Annotated in this window: 18 protein-coding genes; 7 read left to right on the top strand and 11 right to left on the bottom strand. The window is 47.5% G+C overall.

Translation table 11 applies throughout. The features are described 5' to 3' along the window. Nucleotides 1-24 precede the first annotated feature (24 nt). The 3 genes from WFI24_RS23040 to WFI24_RS23030 all read right to left on the bottom strand — a co-directional run bounded on the left by WFI24_RS23040 (nt 25) and on the right by WFI24_RS23030 (nt 1,549). Nucleotides 25-582, bottom strand: a complete 558-nt coding sequence (locus WFI24_RS23040) for a hypothetical protein (protein ID WP_336764483.1) — start codon at nt 580-582, stop codon at nt 25-27. Then, nucleotides 579-836, bottom strand: a complete 258-nt coding sequence (locus WFI24_RS23035; protein ID WP_336764482.1) for a hypothetical protein — start codon at nt 834-836, stop codon at nt 579-581. Before WFI24_RS23035 ends, WFI24_RS23040 begins: the two co-directional genes overlap by 4 nt. A gap of 104 nt (nt 837-940) precedes the next feature. Next, on the bottom strand, nt 941-1,549 hold the full coding sequence (locus tag WFI24_RS23030; RefSeq protein WP_336764481.1) for a hypothetical protein: 609 nt from the start codon (nt 1,547-1,549) through the stop codon (nt 941-943). A gap of 280 nt (nt 1,550-1,829) precedes the next feature. Here WFI24_RS23030 and WFI24_RS23025 point away from each other — a divergent pair, with 280 nt between their 5' ends. From WFI24_RS23025 to WFI24_RS23015, 3 genes are all read left to right on the top strand, one after another. Continuing rightward, nucleotides 1,830-2,825: a multicopper oxidase domain-containing protein gene (locus WFI24_RS23025; protein ID WP_221820448.1), complete on the top strand. Its 996-nt coding sequence runs from the start codon at nt 1,830-1,832 to the stop codon at nt 2,823-2,825. 49 nt (nt 2,826-2,874) lie between these two features. Next, entirely contained in the window at nt 2,875-3,561 is a 687-nt protein-coding gene (locus WFI24_RS23020; RefSeq protein ID WP_336764480.1) for a Crp/Fnr family transcriptional regulator, read from the top strand. 146 nt (nt 3,562-3,707) lie between these two features. Then, nucleotides 3,708-4,133, top strand: a complete 426-nt coding sequence (locus WFI24_RS23015) for a YlbF family regulator (RefSeq protein WP_145322296.1) — start codon at nt 3,708-3,710, stop codon at nt 4,131-4,133. 135 nt (nt 4,134-4,268) lie between these two features. Here WFI24_RS23015 and WFI24_RS23010 read toward each other — a convergent pair whose 3' ends face one another. Next, entirely contained in the window at nt 4,269-4,994 is a 726-nt protein-coding gene (locus WFI24_RS23010; RefSeq protein ID WP_336764479.1) for a ZIP family metal transporter, read from the bottom strand. Nucleotides 4,995-5,132: 138 nt separating this feature from the next. Further along, nucleotides 5,133-5,861: a YwiC-like family protein gene (locus WFI24_RS23005; protein ID WP_336764478.1), complete on the bottom strand. Its 729-nt coding sequence runs from the start codon at nt 5,859-5,861 to the stop codon at nt 5,133-5,135. Nucleotides 5,862-5,931: 70 nt separating this feature from the next. Here WFI24_RS23005 and WFI24_RS23000 point away from each other — a divergent pair, with 70 nt between their 5' ends. Then, nucleotides 5,932-6,633 carry a Crp/Fnr family transcriptional regulator gene (locus tag WFI24_RS23000; protein ID WP_307411036.1) on the top strand — a complete coding sequence of 234 codons (702 nt, stop codon included), beginning with the start codon at nt 5,932-5,934 and terminating at the stop codon, nt 6,631-6,633. Between the two features lie 121 nt (nt 6,634-6,754). Here WFI24_RS23000 and WFI24_RS22995 read toward each other — a convergent pair whose 3' ends face one another. Genes WFI24_RS22995 through moaA form a run of 6 tightly spaced genes read right to left on the bottom strand, consistent with a single transcriptional unit; the run spans nt 6,755 to nt 15,936 of the window. Beyond that, entirely contained in the window at nt 6,755-8,266 is a 1,512-nt protein-coding gene (locus WFI24_RS22995; protein WP_336764477.1) for a nitrate/nitrite transporter, read from the bottom strand. Then, nucleotides 8,267-8,992, bottom strand: coding sequence for a respiratory nitrate reductase subunit gamma (gene narI, locus WFI24_RS22990; RefSeq protein WP_336764476.1), 726 nt, complete (start codon nt 8,990-8,992; stop codon nt 8,267-8,269). Beyond that, nucleotides 8,989-9,666 carry a nitrate reductase molybdenum cofactor assembly chaperone gene (narJ, locus tag WFI24_RS22985; protein ID WP_336764475.1) on the bottom strand — a complete coding sequence of 226 codons (678 nt, stop codon included), beginning with the start codon at nt 9,664-9,666 and terminating at the stop codon, nt 8,989-8,991. The genes narI and narJ overlap by 4 nt, the downstream gene beginning before the upstream one ends. After that, nucleotides 9,666-11,135 (bottom strand): nitrate reductase subunit beta, encoded by a 1,470-nt coding sequence (gene narH / locus WFI24_RS22980; RefSeq protein ID WP_076210001.1) that lies wholly within the window; start codon nt 11,133-11,135, stop codon nt 9,666-9,668. The genes narJ and narH overlap by 1 nt, the downstream gene beginning before the upstream one ends. Beyond that, nucleotides 11,125-14,877: a nitrate reductase subunit alpha gene (locus tag WFI24_RS22975; protein WP_336764474.1), complete on the bottom strand. Its 3,753-nt coding sequence runs from the start codon at nt 14,875-14,877 to the stop codon at nt 11,125-11,127. Before WFI24_RS22975 ends, narH begins: the two co-directional genes overlap by 11 nt. Nucleotides 14,878-14,934: 57 nt before the next feature. After that, nucleotides 14,935-15,936: a GTP 3',8-cyclase MoaA gene (gene moaA, locus WFI24_RS22970; RefSeq protein WP_221820435.1), complete on the bottom strand. Its 1,002-nt coding sequence runs from the start codon at nt 15,934-15,936 to the stop codon at nt 14,935-14,937. A 319-nt stretch (nt 15,937-16,255) separates the two neighbouring features. Between moaA and WFI24_RS22965 the strand changes: the two genes are divergently transcribed. The 3 genes from WFI24_RS22965 to WFI24_RS22955 are packed head-to-tail and all read left to right on the top strand — an operon-like array spanning nt 16,256 to nt 17,473. Beyond that, the gene (locus WFI24_RS22965) at nt 16,256-16,489 is read left to right on the top strand and encodes a DUF2249 domain-containing protein (protein ID WP_036613358.1); all 234 of its coding nucleotides are present in this window, start codon (nt 16,256-16,258) and stop codon (nt 16,487-16,489) included. Between the two features lie 17 nt (nt 16,490-16,506). Further along, nucleotides 16,507-16,881: a hypothetical protein gene (locus WFI24_RS22960; protein ID WP_237174775.1), complete on the top strand. Its 375-nt coding sequence runs from the start codon at nt 16,507-16,509 to the stop codon at nt 16,879-16,881. Then, entirely contained in the window at nt 16,868-17,473 is a 606-nt protein-coding gene (locus tag WFI24_RS22955) for a DUF2249 domain-containing protein (protein ID WP_336764473.1), read from the top strand. The genes WFI24_RS22960 and WFI24_RS22955 overlap by 14 nt, the downstream gene beginning before the upstream one ends. The last annotated feature ends 6 nt before the right edge of the window (nt 17,474-17,479 follow it).

Raw genomic sequence — 17,479 nt, 5'->3', positions numbered from 1 at the left:
AGTTTGGTTCATTCGTTATCAGATCTAAGCCAGTTCTTCCTGTACAATGTCAGTCCATACCCCTTTACGATTCAGAATGCGAATGGCAAATGCATCATATCCATCACGCTTGACCTGATCAAATCCCATGCGCTCTCCCGTGATCAATTCATACGTACCATTTTCATCTACATCTTCGCCAAACTCTTCATCCCAAGGCACATTGTAGTAAGCTGTCAACTCTACCTCAAAGATGTCCTCTCCTTCAACATCCAGGTAAGGACGAAGGGGTCTGTCATTAATTTCTTTTTCCGAATAGGTCTCACATAACATGGCATCATATCCATGCTTGGCGGAATCAATGAGCAGATAGCGCTCACCCGTGACCGTGTGCTCCGCATATACAAGAAGCGGTGTCGAATCATACCAGGCAATCAGATCATCTTCCGTTAAGTCACCATAATAAAAAATATGGAATTTATCATGGCCATCCGTCGTTTGAAGTTTGCCTTTCCACTCTACCTCATCGGTCTTGGTGTCTTCGTGCTTCTTTGTTATTCCTTCCAGATACGCAGGTCCGTGTTGTACACCATACTGATTCATCGTCTCGCCTCCGATTTGTTCATTCGAATGGTAACCACTTTGTGCTCCTCATCCACCGTCAGTTTCACATCGATGTTCAGCTTGTCACGAAATAGTGCCGGACTATTGATGTAAGGATCGCGAACAGCTTCACCACCACCATTAGTGGAACGGCTCATTCCCTGATGAATGATGGATTCTACCAGCTGTTTATCTCCCTTGCCGGTGTTATTGTAAGTGTAGATCACCTGCCCATCCTGATCGTATAGATTCAAGACCGTTGCAATACACCCAGAATGATTGCAAAAACAGTAAGTTTCACGCGTAGTTTCATGTCCTCTCTCCTTGCGGCTTTAACTCTTCATCTCCATCTTCAACTTCATCCAGTCTTGTGCTGAAGCTTCGACAGTGTACGAACAACCACATCCCTGTTCTTCGCTTCCTTAATATAAGCAGGGATACTGTGTGAAGCCGTTCGTATAGGCATATTTCCGTATTTCACACGCAGATCTGCGGAAACATAAGCAATAAGATAACTCAAGTGCTCCCGGTTCACAGCCCATATTATTTTCCCTCTGAAATCATCCATGAAGTATAATTCCAGCCCGAATACAGGATCTTTCCCTGCACGAATCTCGGCAAAATACCTTTCATATGTCGGCTTGGCATGTAATTCAACCTGATTAACAGAACCACAATGCGGACATTCCACATGCGTCGATCGGTGAGACGTCTTCTTCTCGTCCGTGACTTCCACGTTAAACCAACGTTCACATACAGCACAATTACCCTTGGCGTTATACTGATACACTGGTTCTTCAAGAGCTTGAGCGTAACATTCGTAACACTTCCAACCCAGTTGATCATTCCGTTGTTCAATCGAAGCGTGCCCACCGCATTTGGGACATTTCACATCAATCCGCTCTCCCCGTCGAAGAACCGAATAGAAACTGTACTTATATGCACCTTCATCTTCGAAACGTTTCATTCCGTATCCACCCTCCTCCTGAAACTACGACACACACCGCGTCAGAATACTCAACATTTACCAATCCATCTCTCCAAAATTATATGAAACTCCGTTCCTCAGCACAAGGAACGAAGGTAAGACGATTGGGAATCACTCTAATACGACTTACCCAAGTGTGTGCCTCATCACACCCATTCCTGCTCTAATAACGTAATCTATTACTACATAACGAATGGAGTGAAAGAACGCCTGTTTTTTAGTTTGTGAAAAACACCACTTGAGTAAAGGTTGTGCAGCTATGTTTTCATTACTGAACCTGAATGTATATAAATGGTCACTCGTATTCACCATTTTCACAGCCACTCTGTCTCATTGTAGTTCAACCGATACAGTTCCACCTGTTCACCAGAATGAAATCTCACCTACGGCCATCAGCCAAGCCCCGGTGGACCCGATCATCCGCAAAGAAGGCACCACAGTATATATTGAAATGACTGCCCAGGTTACAGATATCGAAATCTCCAAAGGCGTGATCTACAACGCTTGGACATTTAATGGTACCGTCCCTGGACCCGTTCTACGAGTGACCGAGGGAGACACACTGGTGTTCACGTTGAAAAATAAAGATTCCAGCTTGCCTCACTCCATGGATTTTCACGCTGTACATGCTGCCCCCAGCAGCAAATTTATTGATGTTATGCCAGGCGAGGAAGGCACGTTCACCTACCCAACCTCCTCACCCGGTGTATTCATGTATCACTGTGGAACCAAACCTGTCCTTGCCCATATCGCGAACGGTATGTACGGCATGATTATTGTTGAACCCAAGGCTGGATACCCTTCTGATCACTTGGTTGATCGTGAGTATACCCTTGTTCAGAGTGAATGGTATAAAGAACATGATTACGAAGCCTTTTTGAACGGGGAACCGGAATATGTCGTATTTAACGGCAATGATTATGGATTGACCAAGCACCCGCTGCTAGCCAAAGTAGGAGATACAGTGCGGATCTATGTCAGTAATGCCGGACCCAATGAAGTCTCATCCTTCCACATTGTCGGGACAATAATGGACCGTGTGTATACCGATGGTAACCCACGTAACATCCAGTATGGAATACAGACAGTTATGCTTCCCGCAAGTGGTGGAGCCGTCGTAGAGTTCACCGTAACTGAAGAAGGCGATTATGCGATTGTAACCCATCAGTTCAATCATGTAGCCAAAGGAGCTTCCGCTGTTCTCCGTGTAACCAAGGACGGTATTGATCATGGCGGACCCGCAATGTCTCACTGAAACATGACAATGGCTATGACTATCCTGAACCATTCGAGGTGATTAAACGATGATCTGTGCGCACGAAGCGAAGGATGCCTGTTTCTCCAAAGTATCTCTGTTCCAGCATCTTGATCCATCCGAAGCAACATTGCTGACCTCCCTTCTGCATACCCGTACTTATAACAAAGGTGAAGTTATCGTCCAGGAGGGCGAACGTTCAGATACGCTTTATGTGGTTCATCAGGGATGTGTGAAGTTATCCAAATACAACGAAAATGGCAAGGAACATATTATCCGGTTTCTGTTTCCCGGAGATTTTTTCGGACAAGATTCCCTGTTACATCAAAAAGCACATGCGGCAAACGCCGAAGTTCTGGAGCCTTCGGCCATCTGCTCCATTAGCAAGCATGACTTTGACCAGTTACTTGAACATGATCCGAAGCTTGCTTACCATTTCCTGCTTGCCATTTCCAATCTTCTCCGCGAAACAGATGAATGGAACAGTTCGCTCAGTGCGATGACAACGGAACAGAAGATTGCCAAGTTGCTTTTGTATTTCCATACCCGAAATCATGCAAGGCATGAGATCCGCTTGCCTGTTTTCAAAAAAGATATGGCTCTGCTGCTCGGTATTACACCCGAAACACTTAGTCGCAAACTCGCCATAATGCAGACCCAGGGACTGCTTCAGGTTACAGGGAACTGCATCCTTATTCTTCAATTGGAGCAGCTTAGGGAAAAGGTTACCTACTGAACTAAAGATTTGACTATAAAACTGAGATGACAGAATAACAGCGTATTTGGACAAATAATGTAATACAGATCAGATGTGAGTATCGTCACAGTGCGGGCATACGTTAGCGTATACAGTTAAGAAAAGATCTACAGGAGGGTTTTACGATGAATACGATTGTTAAATTGGACAAACAGATCATTATGCACAAAATGCAGGAGCTATGTTCACTGCTGTTACAGGATGAAGGATACAAAGAGATGCGGGACATGATTGATCAGTTTGCAGCAGATGAGCAGGCCACAGCCCAGTATGAGCGTTTTATGGAGAAACATCAGGCACTGGAGGAGAAAGAACGGCAAAATATTGAGTTGCTTGCCTCAGAAATTCAGGTATATGAAGAGGAAGAACGTGCCCTTTATGATCATCCCCTCATTCGCCGGTTCATCTATGCACAGCGCGAGTTCAGCCAGCTGCATCAGCAGATCAGCCACTATTTCACGAAATCCGTGGAAATGAACCGTCTACCCGAAGCGAATGAACTGGGTAAAGAAGCTTGCGGGTGTGGAGGAAGTTGTTCCAGCAACCACTAAGATCATCTTTTGTCTAAATAATATAAAAAGAGTATCCGATCAGAAACCACTCTGTTCGGATACTCTTTTTATATCAATTTAACTAATATTTACACGACTATGTAGAGGACAGCGATCGGAAGCGTATTCTGTCATCTACAGATCCAACAACAGTGATACGAGCAATCCCATGGATGCAATCAAACCCACGACAGGTCCGCCTTCCTCAAAAGCCTCTGGCATCATCGTCGAGCAGATCATCGCAATGATTCCACCACCTGCAAATGCACCAATTGCTGCACTCATCTCCTCAGGAAGCTGCTCGAGAAACAGATATCCACCCAGAGCTGCAAACGCGGAGATCAGCAATACACTTAACCACATCAACATGATTTTCGCACGACTGTACTTGCTGCCCTGCAATCCAACCGTACTCGACAGACCTTCAGGGATGTTGCTGACAAAGATGGACACCACCAGCACCACACTGACACCGTTGCCGGCCAGCAAGCTGGCTCCAAGCATGATGGATTCCGGGATAGCGTCCATTACTGTGCCTGCAAAGATCCCCAAGCCGCTTTGATTCGAGTCTCCTGACCTTCCCGAGCGTTTACGCCCTGCCCCACCCTTTGCCGAGATGAGCAGGTCAAACAAGGTATACACGACGGCACCTGCCGTAAAACCAATGGCTGTAGGGATAATCCCCCCATCATTCAGCGCATCTCCGAGTAGTTCAAAGGTAGCTGCCCCGATTAATGTACCTGTCCCAAAAGCCATGATCCATCCGATGACTCGTTTAGGAATCTTTAGAAACAGGGCTGCGAGTGCACCAATGACAACCGCTGAGGCAGAGATGCCGCCCCACATGAATGCAGTCCACATCCGGGTCGACCCCTCTCTTGTTCAATAATCTTCTATCATTCCATTAACCCTTGCCGACGAATCAAAAACAATCCTGTGACGTTGTGACCTATATCACCTGCTGTGTTCAAAAATCAAGCTATGATGAAATGATGCGGTTTACAACAGAACAGACCAGATCAGGAACTGTACGGCTCCAATAATTTCAATGATACCGACCTTCACAGGGTGCAGTGTTCTGCCTGCATATATGAAGGTGCGTACAGCGGAATAGACATACGCCAAAGACATCCATGGATAACCGATCACCATCGGTATGATAATTAGAAGGATATGTACCATGCGAGTTAGCATCAGCCAACGCTTATTCGTTCGCTCTCGAAAGACCGATTTCACAAAGAACGTACTTCCTGTAAAATGTAAGAAAGAAAATAAAACGACGATCGCCATTCCATAGTCCCAGTGCCCGCCTCCTATGAGATAAGCAGCTGCTCCTCCTAGAGAGAATACGAGCATGGCACACAGGTCATTGGTAAGCGAACGTTCTACTTTGTGTCTCACATGCCAGATGTTCACCAACAACAAGCCAGCCAGTACCGGGCCAAAGAATAATAGTGAGATCTGACCCAGAACGGGTGGGATCAGACAGATTAGAGCCACTGTACCGTAGATTGCCGCCCATTTGTAGAGACGATGTCGATTGGCATTCTTTTTCAAAGACTGTAGTAAGGGATACGCTGTTAGATATAATCCAAGCCAAGCTACAAATAAGGGCGCATGCAGCCAGTGCGGACCACTTGCAATCACACCTACCAGAAAAGGCACACTGACCATGGCCCAGCCGCCATGTTCATGAGGGATAACGATTGAATGCGTATTGGTTTTCACTTCACAGTTAACCTCCTAGGATTAATGATGTCGAAGTTCAGAAATATGAACACAGAGAGGAAAGATTCTCATGAGCAGGGTAAACAAAGATTCAGCAGCGGAGTTTCTACAACAGTTCCCCATCTTTCAGGACCTTAGTCCAGAAGAATTAAAGCAGGTCGAAGATATCGCCATTTCCAGAAGCATTCATAAGAAAACGGTCATTTTTAGCGAAGGTAGCGAAAAAGAAGCTGTTTTTTTCATTCGTACCGGCATCGTAAAAGCATATAAAACGGATGAGAACGGCCATGAACAGATTGTCTCTTTTCTCAAAACAGGAGATATGTTCCCGCATACCGGCTTTTTTAACGCACACCCCTATCCGGCTACCGCTGAAGCGATTACCCCTACCGAACTGCTGGCCATACCCGTCAGACTGTTCGAACGTTTAATGCTGAGCACTCCATCGATTGCGATCAAAATCATGCGTGTACTCGGAGACAAAATACGAGAATTACAGGATAAATTGCAGGTACTCTCTGGTCAGGATGTGCGCAACCGTGTGCTCTCCTTCCTTCTCATGCTCGCAGAGCAACACGGGCAGACGCATGGAGACCAAATTATCATCAACCTGCCAATGACACACCAGGAGTTTGCCAACTCCATTGGTACAACAAGGGAAACAGCGAATCGGCTTCTAAATCAGCTTACAAAAGAGCATTTGATCGAAGTGGACCGCAGCCGAATTATCATTCTTGATTTACAAGCATTGAAACAACAAAAGGATGCATGATCACCAGCTCCACTGGGATTACCCCTAGTCCTTACACCAATCTCTGTGTGCAAAAAGAGACCTTAACGCCTGCAATCGATGTTAAGGTCTCTTGCTGTATGCACAATTACCGATACATGTATCAGGCGATTGTGAGCTCTGGCCTGCCCATGTCACTGAACATGCCCGCATAATATTTGACTTCGCCTGCCTCATTACGGATTGCCGTAATACTTAGCCATTCCTGATAGATCTCTCCGTTTTTCTTCCGATTCCAGATCTCGCCTTGCCAATATCCTTTTTCACGTAATTCCATCCATAATTGGTCATAGAAACGTTTATCCTGCTTACCGGATTTCAGCAGACTTGGCTTCTGTCCAACCGCCTCTTCAGCACTATAACCAGTGACCGCAGTAAAGGCCGGGTTCACGGATGTAATAACACTGTTCGTATCTGTGATCAGAATGGCTTCAATGGTACTCTCCAGAATGCTTGCAGATAACTGAAGCTTCTCCTGGTAGAACATCCAGATCACAAGTACAAGACTGACCAACGCGATCTGAGACAAAGCCATGAAACCAATGGCATAATGACCGGTCATGCTGTACAACAAAGTCAACATCAACGGAGGGAAGAATCCACCCAGTCCCCCCATAGCGGAGATCATCCCATTCGCTACACCTGGTTGTTTAACGAAATACATTGGCACTAATTTGAAAATGGTTCCGTTACCTGTTCCTGCGCATAATGCCACAGTCAGACATCCAATCGTATAGATATAGAATGATGGCGCGAAGGATAATACAATCGCTGCGATCGTTAACCCGCCGAACACAAACATTAATATTTTGAATGGATTAAATCGATCTCCAAGCCAACCTCCTACGGGCCGCATAATGGTTGCAACGAGAATGAATCCCGCTGTACGAATACCTGCATCGACTTTATCCATCTGAAAGTGACTAACCAGGAAATTCGGCAAGTACACCGTAAACGCCACGAACGAGCCAAATGTCAGAAAATAAAACAAGCAGAGCAACCATAGTTTATTGTTGCGTGATATGGCCTTCAGTTGCTGCATCAATGGAGCGTTAACTCGTACTTCCTGTTTGTCACCCAGAACGAAATTCAGCGCCGCCATCCCTAATAGCAAAATACTGTAGAGCAGAACCGTCGTAGACCATCCCATACGATCAGCGATCAGCGGGGCTCCGAATGCAGACAGTGCTGTACCCAGGTTACCAATTCCGTAGATCCCGTTAACAAATCCATGTCGCTCTTTCGGATAATATTTGGGCAGTGAAGTTACACCGACGGAGAAGACAGCTCCCCCAATACCGAGGAACAATCCACCAATCACCAGATCACTGAACGACGTCGCACGGCTAATCCACCATACCGGGGCCAGCAACAGGACAAAGCTGATCATGAAAATATTGCGTGCTCCATATCGATTCGTCCAATAACCAATCGGAATACGGGCAATCGATCCGATCAATACGGGAATCGCTGTCGCCCACGCAAGCTGGGAAGACGTAAGCGCAATATCCTCTTTAATAAATGGCATCAGAGATGACAGGATAACCCATACCATGAAACCCAGAACCAGACTTGCGGTTTGCAAGGGCAGTTGAACCTTTCCTTTATGTTGCATTTACATCGCCCTTTCCTTTTTTTGTTCCTGATTCGGATACACTGCTCCATCTCTTCTGCGATACAGCACATAACTGCGTTTCAAATACCCCAGTGGCATACTCAGCATGTGAACCAGACGTGTAAATGGAAACACGCAGTACAGTACAAAGGTAAGCAGAATGTGTACTTTGAAGTTCATCGGTACTGTCTGCATCAGAACGGGATCAGGCTGGAATACGATCAGACCGCGCAACCACGGATTAATCGTTGTTCGATAGTCAAAACCTGTGTGATTCACCGCATTAGCCGAGGTCGCCAGTATTCCGGTGACAATGACAATGATCAACATGGCAAGTGCCATCCAATCCCCGATGCTGCTTGTCGCCCGCACTCTGCGAGCAACATAACGGCGAACCAGCAAAATGACAGCACCTGCCAATGCAATGATCCCCGCAGGAAGTCCTCCTGCAATAGCCATCAAGTGATATCCTTCATCACTCAGGCCAATCCAGCGATAGAACTCCACTGGAACAAGCAAACCGGCAATATGTCCACAGATTACAGCGAATATCCCGATATGAAAGAGTAAACTGCCCCATTTTAGCATGCGTTTCTCCAGCATCTCACTGGACTTGGACGTCCAACTGAAAGGATTCGTCACATAACGCCAGATCGTCGCCGTAATGCAGAAAACGATGACCATATAGGGAAGAGCGCCCCATAACAACAGTTCCAGTGTACTCACCGATTCCCCCTCCTCATCTGGGCAGCGATCTGCATAAGATCTGCTGGTTGTTGGTTAACTGTTTCTTCTTGTTCTGGCACATCAGGAGCAGGAGGCTCAGGAATGACCTGTAACATCAGACTGAGCAATGGTCCATATGGACTGTTCTGTCCCGTAATGCTTTCGCTCATTGTGACCAACGCCTTATGGCAATTGGAGAGCACCCCTAAGGCATCTTCTTCGGGAGCCTCAGCTACAAATTCAAGCACCATAGGCAGATAGTCCGGCAACTCACTTACTTCCATGTAAAATCCCGCAGCTTCGTATCTGCGCTTCAATTCAATCAAAGCCGGACCTCGATCCCGCTCATCGCCATGAAGAGCATATGTGAGATAGAGGTTAGACTTTTTATCAAAATCGAATGTTCGAACATAGGAATCCTGCCACTCAATCGAGCTAACAGCCTGTGCATCATCTACAAATGTCAACAGAATCTGCTTCCCCGTCTCATCCGAAATGGACTGTATAGCTTCCTTCACTCCCTGCAGCCCTTCTCTCCACGCTGTATCGGGATATTGCAACAGGTAGGAGATCAGTTTGCAGACCATTCTTCTCGTATCCGTATCGTAAACCAGAGCCTGACCTGTTCCCTCATTGGGTTCGATCGTCATCGTTGTCATTGTCTCCTTTCCCATCAAAATACCCCACAAGAACCTGGACCACCTGCAAAATCAAGTCCGCAGCTGCCCTGTTCGCTGAAGAGATCTTCCACTTCCTCACGGTGGGCTGGCGGGATGACAAAACGATCATTATACTTCGCAATCGCGAGCAGTCGGTACATGTCCTCCACTTCCTGTGCATCCATACCCACTCTTTCCAACAATGCCGATTCACTGGTCTTACCCGTCTGCTGATTACGCATGTGAATGCGCATAACTGCCATCTTCCGCAGGACCTCACGAATTCGATCCGTATCTCCTGCTGTAAGCAGATTGGCAAGATACTCCACCGGAATACGCATGTTATCAATCGCAGGGAAAATATCATTAGCCTCCAGTGAACTTCCCTGTCCCTCTACCCGATTGGTAATCGGGCTAAGCGGTGGAATGTACCATACCATTGGCATGGTACGGTATTCAGGGTGAAGCGGGAGCGCAATTTTCCAGTCGATAACCATTTTATAAATAGGGGACTGCTGCGCTGCAATAATCCAATCCTCGGGAATTCCTGCCTCACGCGCTTCGCGAATCACCTCAGGGTCATTCGGATCAAGGAAAATATCCATCTGGGATTCATAGAGATCCTGGTCATTTTCAACGGAAGCAGCAGCTTCAACACGGTCTGCATCATACAGCATCAGGCCGATATAGCGGATACGTCCCACACAGGTTTCGGAACAGATCGTTGGCAGACCCGCTTCAATCCGCGGGAAACATAGCGTACATTTCTCGGCTTTGTTTGTCTGCCAATTGAAATAGACCTTTTTGTACGGACAGCTCGATACACAGAATCTCCATGCGCGGCATGCATTTTGGTCAACCAGTACAATCCCGTCTTCTTCCCGTTTGTACATCGCTCCGGAAGGACAGGAGGACACACAGGCTGGGTTAAGGCAATGTTCACATATCCGTGGCAGATACATCATAAATACCTGTTCAAAATCCATTTTGATCGAATCCTCGACACCCTTCATGTTGGGGTCTTCCATCCCGGTTACATGGGCACCTGCCAGATCATCCTCCCAGTTAGGTCCCCACTCCAGATTCATATATTCACCGGTAATCTGGGATTTCGGTCTTGCTACAGGCTGATGTTTTTTCTCCGGGCTGTTCGTCAGTTTCTCATACTCGTAGGTCCATGGCTCGTAATAATCATCAATGGTAGGCTGATCCGGGTTATGGAAAATGTTAAGCAAGCGTCTTGCCCGTGTGCCGGACTTCAATTCCAGTTTGCCATTCTTCATCTCCCAGCCACCACGATAACGCTCCTGGTCCTCCCATTGTTTCGGATAACCGACCCCTGGCTTGGTCTCTACATTGTTCCAGTACATATATTCTGCACCTGGACGATTGGTCCAGGTGTTTTTGCACGTAACACTACATGTATGGCACCCTATGCATTTGTCCAGATTCATGACCATACTGACTTGTGCTTTAATCTTCAAGCCAATCCACCTCCTGCAGTTTTCTTATGATGACATTGAGGTCACGCTGATTACCTGTCGGGCCATAGTAGTTGAAGCCATAACTTAACTGGGCATAACCACCGATCATATGGGTAGGCTTCACATGAATACGTGTCGGACTGTTATGCGTACCCCCACGTGTCTGTGATATTTTGGTGCCCGGAACATTAATATGACGGTCCTGAGCGTGATACATGAATGCCATGCCGCGAGGAATACGGTGTGTCACTACAGCTCTGGCAACGACTACCCCGTTACGGTTGAAACATTCGATCCAGTCGTTGTCAACCAGTCCGGCTTCTTCTGCATCTTCGTAATTCATCCAGATTGTCGGGCCACCTCGGAACAGCGTCAGCATCGGCAGCGCATCATAGTACATACTGTGGATCGACCACTTATTATGAGGTGTCAGGTAGTTCAGGACAATTTCCTTGCCACCTTCGATCGGACGTTTGCTGTTCGGATGGAACGGCGTATGCTTCAGCACAGGTTTAAATGTCGCTAATGTCTCTCCGAACTCGCGGAGCATCGCATGATCAATATAGAACTGCTGTCTGCCCGTCAATGTACGCCATGGAATCAGGCGCTCCACATTGGTGGTGAATGGCGAATATCGGCGTCCTCCTTTTTCCGATCCGCTGAATGCAGGCGAGGTAATGACCGTTTTCGGTTTGGAAGTGATCTCGTCAAACGTAAAACATTCCTCAGACCGTTCCTCAGCCAAATCTTTCAGATGCAATGCTGTTTTCTGTTCAAGCGCTTCCCACGCACGCACAGCCATCTTGCCGTTCGTTGTACTGGACAAGGTCAGAATGGCCTCTGCAACATTACGGTCTGTGCTCAGATCCGGACATCCTTGTCCAACGCCATCTTTACGGTTCACGCCCAGGATGCCCTTGAGTTTTTCATACTCTTCACTGGCTGACCAGGATATGCCTTTGGTACCGATTGGTTTATCCTTCACTACAGGTCCAAGGCTGATCATTTTGTTATATACCGCAGCATAGTCACGTTCCACGACCTGAAAATGCGGCATCGTTTTGCCCGGGATTGCTTCACATTCTCCCGCACTCCAGTCTTTGATCTCTCCGTACGGTTGAGCAAGCTCATCTGGTGAATCATGCAACAGCGGTGTAGCTATGATCTCCTTCTGTGGACCATCAAATTGCTGCGCAGCCATCTCGGAGAATACACGTGCAATTTCCTTGAAGGTATCCCAGTCCGAACGGGATTCCCACTGCGCGGCTACAGCCGGATTAAATGGATGAACGAACGGATGCATATCCGTACTGCTCAGATCGCTTTTTTCATACCAGGTCGCTGCTGGCAGCACAATATCGGAATACATCGCCGTACCTGCCATCCGGAAATCCATATTGATCATCAGGTCGAGTTTGCCTTCCGGTGCTTCATCCACCCATTCCACATGCTCCGGGCGCAGTCCATGATCGTCATCATTCAGCAATCCGTTCGTTGCACCGAGCAGATGCTTGAGGAAATACTCATGTCCTTTGCCGGAACTTGAGATCAGATTCGCTCTCCAGACAAATAGTACACGCGGGAAGTTCGCTGGATCATCGGGTTGCTCGATTGAGAACTTCAGATTTTTGTTCTGCAATTCAGAGGCTACATAAGCACCGATCTCTTCCTTCGTCGTTGCTCCAGCCTGCAGTGCATCCTGATGCAGATCAATTGAGTTACGATTGAATTGTGGATAAGATGGAAGCCAGCCCATACGCGCAGCCATCACATTATAATCAGCCACATGCTGGAACCGTGGTTCACCCTCAAGCGCCGAAGTCAATTCTCCTACTTGGGTCTCCTCGTATCTCCATTGATCTGTTGCAAAGTAGAAGAAAGATGTTCCGTTCTGCAGACGTGCAGGTCCGGTCCAGTCACGAGCAAAGGCAATCGTCTGCCAGCCTTCAGCCGGACGCAGTTTTTCTTGACCAACATAGTGCGCCCAACCTCCACCGTTCACACCCTGACAGCCTGTCATCAGTATTAAGTTAATGATGGCGCGATAGATGACGTCGGAGTTGTACCAGTGATTAATACCAGCTCCCATGATGATCATGGAACGCCCTTTGGTATCGATCGCATTTTGTGCAAACTCACGTGCAATCTGTACGACAGTCTCTTGGTCCACACCAGTGATTTTCTCTTGCCACTCCGGAGTGAATGGTTTTACCTGTGGCGCATGTAAGATGTCGTCTCCACGGTGAACACGTACACTCCACTGCTCCGCACCAGTGACTACTTCTGCTGAATCCGCAGAACGTGTCATTTCACGTTCAATTCCGTATTTGGCAAGTACCAGATCGTATACGGCTGTTACTGTAATCCATCTGTCCCCCAGCCAGATCTGGCGTACAGGAATCTGCCGCTTCATGACATGTTTTCCTTCATCATCAAAGTACGGCAGTTGAATGGTTACGAGATCATGATGGACTCCGAGCATGGATAGTCTTGGATCAATCGGCTCACCGTTCTCCACCTGTTCCATTTTGAGATTCCATGTGCCTTCTTCCCCCCAACGGAAGCCCAAACTTCCTTTTGGCATCGCATAGGTTCCACTGTTCTCATCGTACACAAGCGTTTTCCATGCCATATTGTTGCCCGTAATACCCAGGTCTTCCCCTACGAGAAATCTGCCTGCTGTGTGTATGCCGTCCTTTTCTTCCACAATCAGCAGATTTGGAAAGTCCGTATACTGTTTGGCATATTGCATGAAATAGTCCGTAGGCTTTTCAATATAGAACTCTTTCAGGATGACATGGCCCATAGCCATCGCCAGAGCGCCGTCCGTTCCTTGTTTTACCGACATCCATGTATCTGCAAATTTCACATATTCCGCATAGTCCGGGCTGATCGACACCACTTTCGTTCCCCGATAACGTGCTTCAGCCAGGAAGTGGGCATCCGGTGTCCGCGTCATAGGCAGATTCGAGCCCCATACCAGAATGTATCCCGAGTTGTACCAGTCACTGCTCTCCGGCACATCCGTTTGATCGCCCCAGATCTGAGGTGAAGCCGGCGGCAGATCCGCATACCAGTCATAGAAGCTGAGCAATGGTGATCCCATTAGGGAGAGGAAGCGCGACCCTGCTGCATAACTGACCATCGACATGGCAGGAATCGGAGAGAAACCAATAATCCGGTCCGGCCCGTATTCTTTGATCGTATGAATTAGCGAAGCGGCAATAATCTGTGTCACTTCACCCCATGACGCCCGAATTAATCCACCTTTACCACGTACCGATTTGTATCTTTTCACTTTGGCCGGATCATCCGCAATGCTGGACCACGCTTGAACCGGGTCACCATGTGTCTGAAGCGCATCACGCCACATGTCCAGCAGCGCACCACGTACGTAAGGATGTTTGACACGCAGCGGGCTGTACAGATACCAGGAGAAGCTCGCTCCACGCGGACAACCTCGTGGTTCAAATTCCGGCATATCCGGTCCGGTTGAAGGATAGTCGGTAGCCTGCGTCTCCCAAGTGACAATGCCGTCTTTCACATAGATCTGCCAGCTGCATGATCCGGTACAATTGACGCCGTGTGTGGAACGCACCACTTTGTCATGCTGCCAGCGGCGGCGGTAGATATCTTCCCAATCCCGGTTGACCGGGGACATCTCACTCCAGCCCTCCGCACTTTTTTCACGTTTGGCAAAATATTTGAGTTTGCCCATCCAGGGCATGCTTTTGTTACTCATTGTTGTCCTCCCACATATATGACCTGTTGATGCAAGTCGAATCCTGAACCGCTGTTGCTAACCTCCGATTTGCGACATATGTCGCAGCGTTGGTGTGCCGTCAATCTGTTGCCCATTTAAGGCTTTTAACATGTCATGTGTCTCAGGTTTGGCTCCGAGCGCCTTGTAAAATAAATCCTGCACCGCCTTGTCATCACCTACGAGTGGACGAACATTGAACTCATCTGACCAGTAGAGACAAGGTTTGATATTTCCGTCTGCTGTCAGCCTGAGCCGATTGCAATTTCCGCAGAAATGGCTGCTCACCGGGTGAATCAGACCAAAGGTTCCGGCAGCTCCCACAATGCGATAACTATCTGCTGGTCCATTCCCATAAATCTCTCCACAGCTTTCGTACTCCCATTGTGCTCCGCATGTTTCCAGCACATGTTCGAGGGGCATATACCCAGATCTCCAACCTTCTCCACTTTCACCAATAGGCATGTACTCGATAAAACGAATATGAATGGGTTCATCCCGGGTCATCCTCAGAAAATCTTCCACTTCATCGTCGTTCACGCCTTTCATCAGCACCACGTTCAGCTTGATCGGATGAAATCCGGCTTTTTGGCTGGCCTTAATGCCGTCCAGCACACGCTGCACCTTGCCGCCTCGGGTAATGCTTGCGAATCGTTCTGGCTTCAAAGAATCCAGGCTTATGTTCACCCGTGTTAGCCCCGCAGCCTTCAGCAGATCCGCATAAGCTGCCAAATAGATGCCATTGGTGGTCAATGCGATATCTTCAATTCCTGGAATAGCGGACAACATCGCAATCAGTTGATCCAGCCCCTTACGAACAAGAGGCTCCCCTCCAGTTAAACGCAATTTCCGAATGCCCAATGGAGCAAGCGCCTTAACGATGGACGTGATTTCTTCATAGGACAGGATTCGTTCTGTCGGTTCAAACTGCATTCCTTCCTCTGGCATGCAATACACACAGCGGAGATTACAACGATCCGTAACCGAAATTCTTAAGTAATCATGTTTTCTTCCAAACGGGTCCATTAATTTTGATTCCATACACATACCTCCCTTCTCTAGGGTGCTGTATTCACATCAGCCGAAGGAGAAACCTGTTTTCTCTCATCCAGTGTCATCTTGACGCTAAATATAAGGATGTCTCACTCGCTGAACTGTGCAAAATATCACAAGAAGTGAAACATAGCGCACAGTTGCACATCTATATATGCTCACCAGCCCTTTTCCAAACAGGATTCTGGTCTAAATAAGTCTAAATTATGGCAAAAAGAAATGTGTGAGCCTGCTCACACAGACCCCTCTTCACGTTTTCTATAATCAAATTGCAGCACCACACTATCCCTATTTGGAGGAATGACACATGAACACATACGCAGCAACCATTAATGCCACGGAGTATCCACCGCATTTGAAACATAAAGTTATTTTCGAAACGTTTGATCAGTTGCAACCACAGGAATCCATGCTGCTCATCAATGATCACGATCCAAAGCCACTTCGATTCCAGTTCCAGTCCACACATCCTGATGGCTTCAACTGGGAGTATATTGAGCAGGGCCCTACAACCTTCCAGGTCAAGATCAGCAAACTATAGATTGGAGCTGAACCGCTATGGCCCACGTTGAAATCATTGACGATACTACACTTCGCATCACGCTGAGGTTGGAAGATGCCACAACCATGGTGCAGATAGCACAGCGTGAGCAGGCCGAGTATGCGCAAGAGATTATCACCATTTACGAAAAAATGCCTGTGTTCGAATATACTCATTTCTGTTTTTACGCCTATGACAGTGCAAGACTTTTTGAGCGTGTGCTCGGCATGGACCCCAAAGCCTATCTGTCCTTCTCCCTCGATGCGCCGGACTCATTCTTCTATGCGCTGTACGGTGGTATGGCCGCCCTGTATGAATCATCTCTACAGTTGGTACAGCAGACGGATGTAGCTGGCGCAGGATTGGATGTGAACGCACATGTCTCCATCTGATGTCCGTATGGTTGAATTGGATGTGCGCCCTCATCTGAGTAAAAAGCTGGAGCCGTTTCAGCTGATCATGGACACGGTCAAGGGCCTTCAGCATGAAGATGTGTTTGTCCTACATGCTCCATTCAAACCAACGCCTCTGCTCGGTATTCTCAAGCTGAAAGGATATTCCAGCACATCTGAACGCAGGAGTTCAGATCACTGGGTTACCACATTTGTGCACAAAAAAAATAAAACCGGTGCAAAAGCATTATCTGCAATGGTTTTATCTGGATTAGAAGTTAATTCGGAACCCGATTCAGATGAAGAATCCGCTTCATGCAAAGGACATCCGGAGGAGCAAGCTGTTGCGATTGCAAACATTGAAACTCCACAGGCACCCAAAGTTATATTGGACAATCGCGGATTGGAACCGCCACAGCCCATGATGCGAACACTTGCCGCTCTGGAGCGTTGCAAACCTGGGGAAATCGTACTGATTCACAATGACCGTGTACCTGTATTCCTGATTGAAGAGTTGAACAATCTCGATTGCACCTACACGGTTGAAGATCAAGCCGATGGCACATCCAAAGTGAGAATTGAAAAAGGGTAAGGAGGC

The organism is Paenibacillus sp. USHLN196 (genome assembly GCF_037144955.1).
GTDB lineage: Bacteria > Bacillota > Bacilli > Paenibacillales > Paenibacillaceae > Paenibacillus > Paenibacillus xylanexedens_C.
The sequence above is the reverse complement of the archived record's forward strand: the minus strand, read 5'-3'. Positions and strand labels throughout refer to the sequence as shown.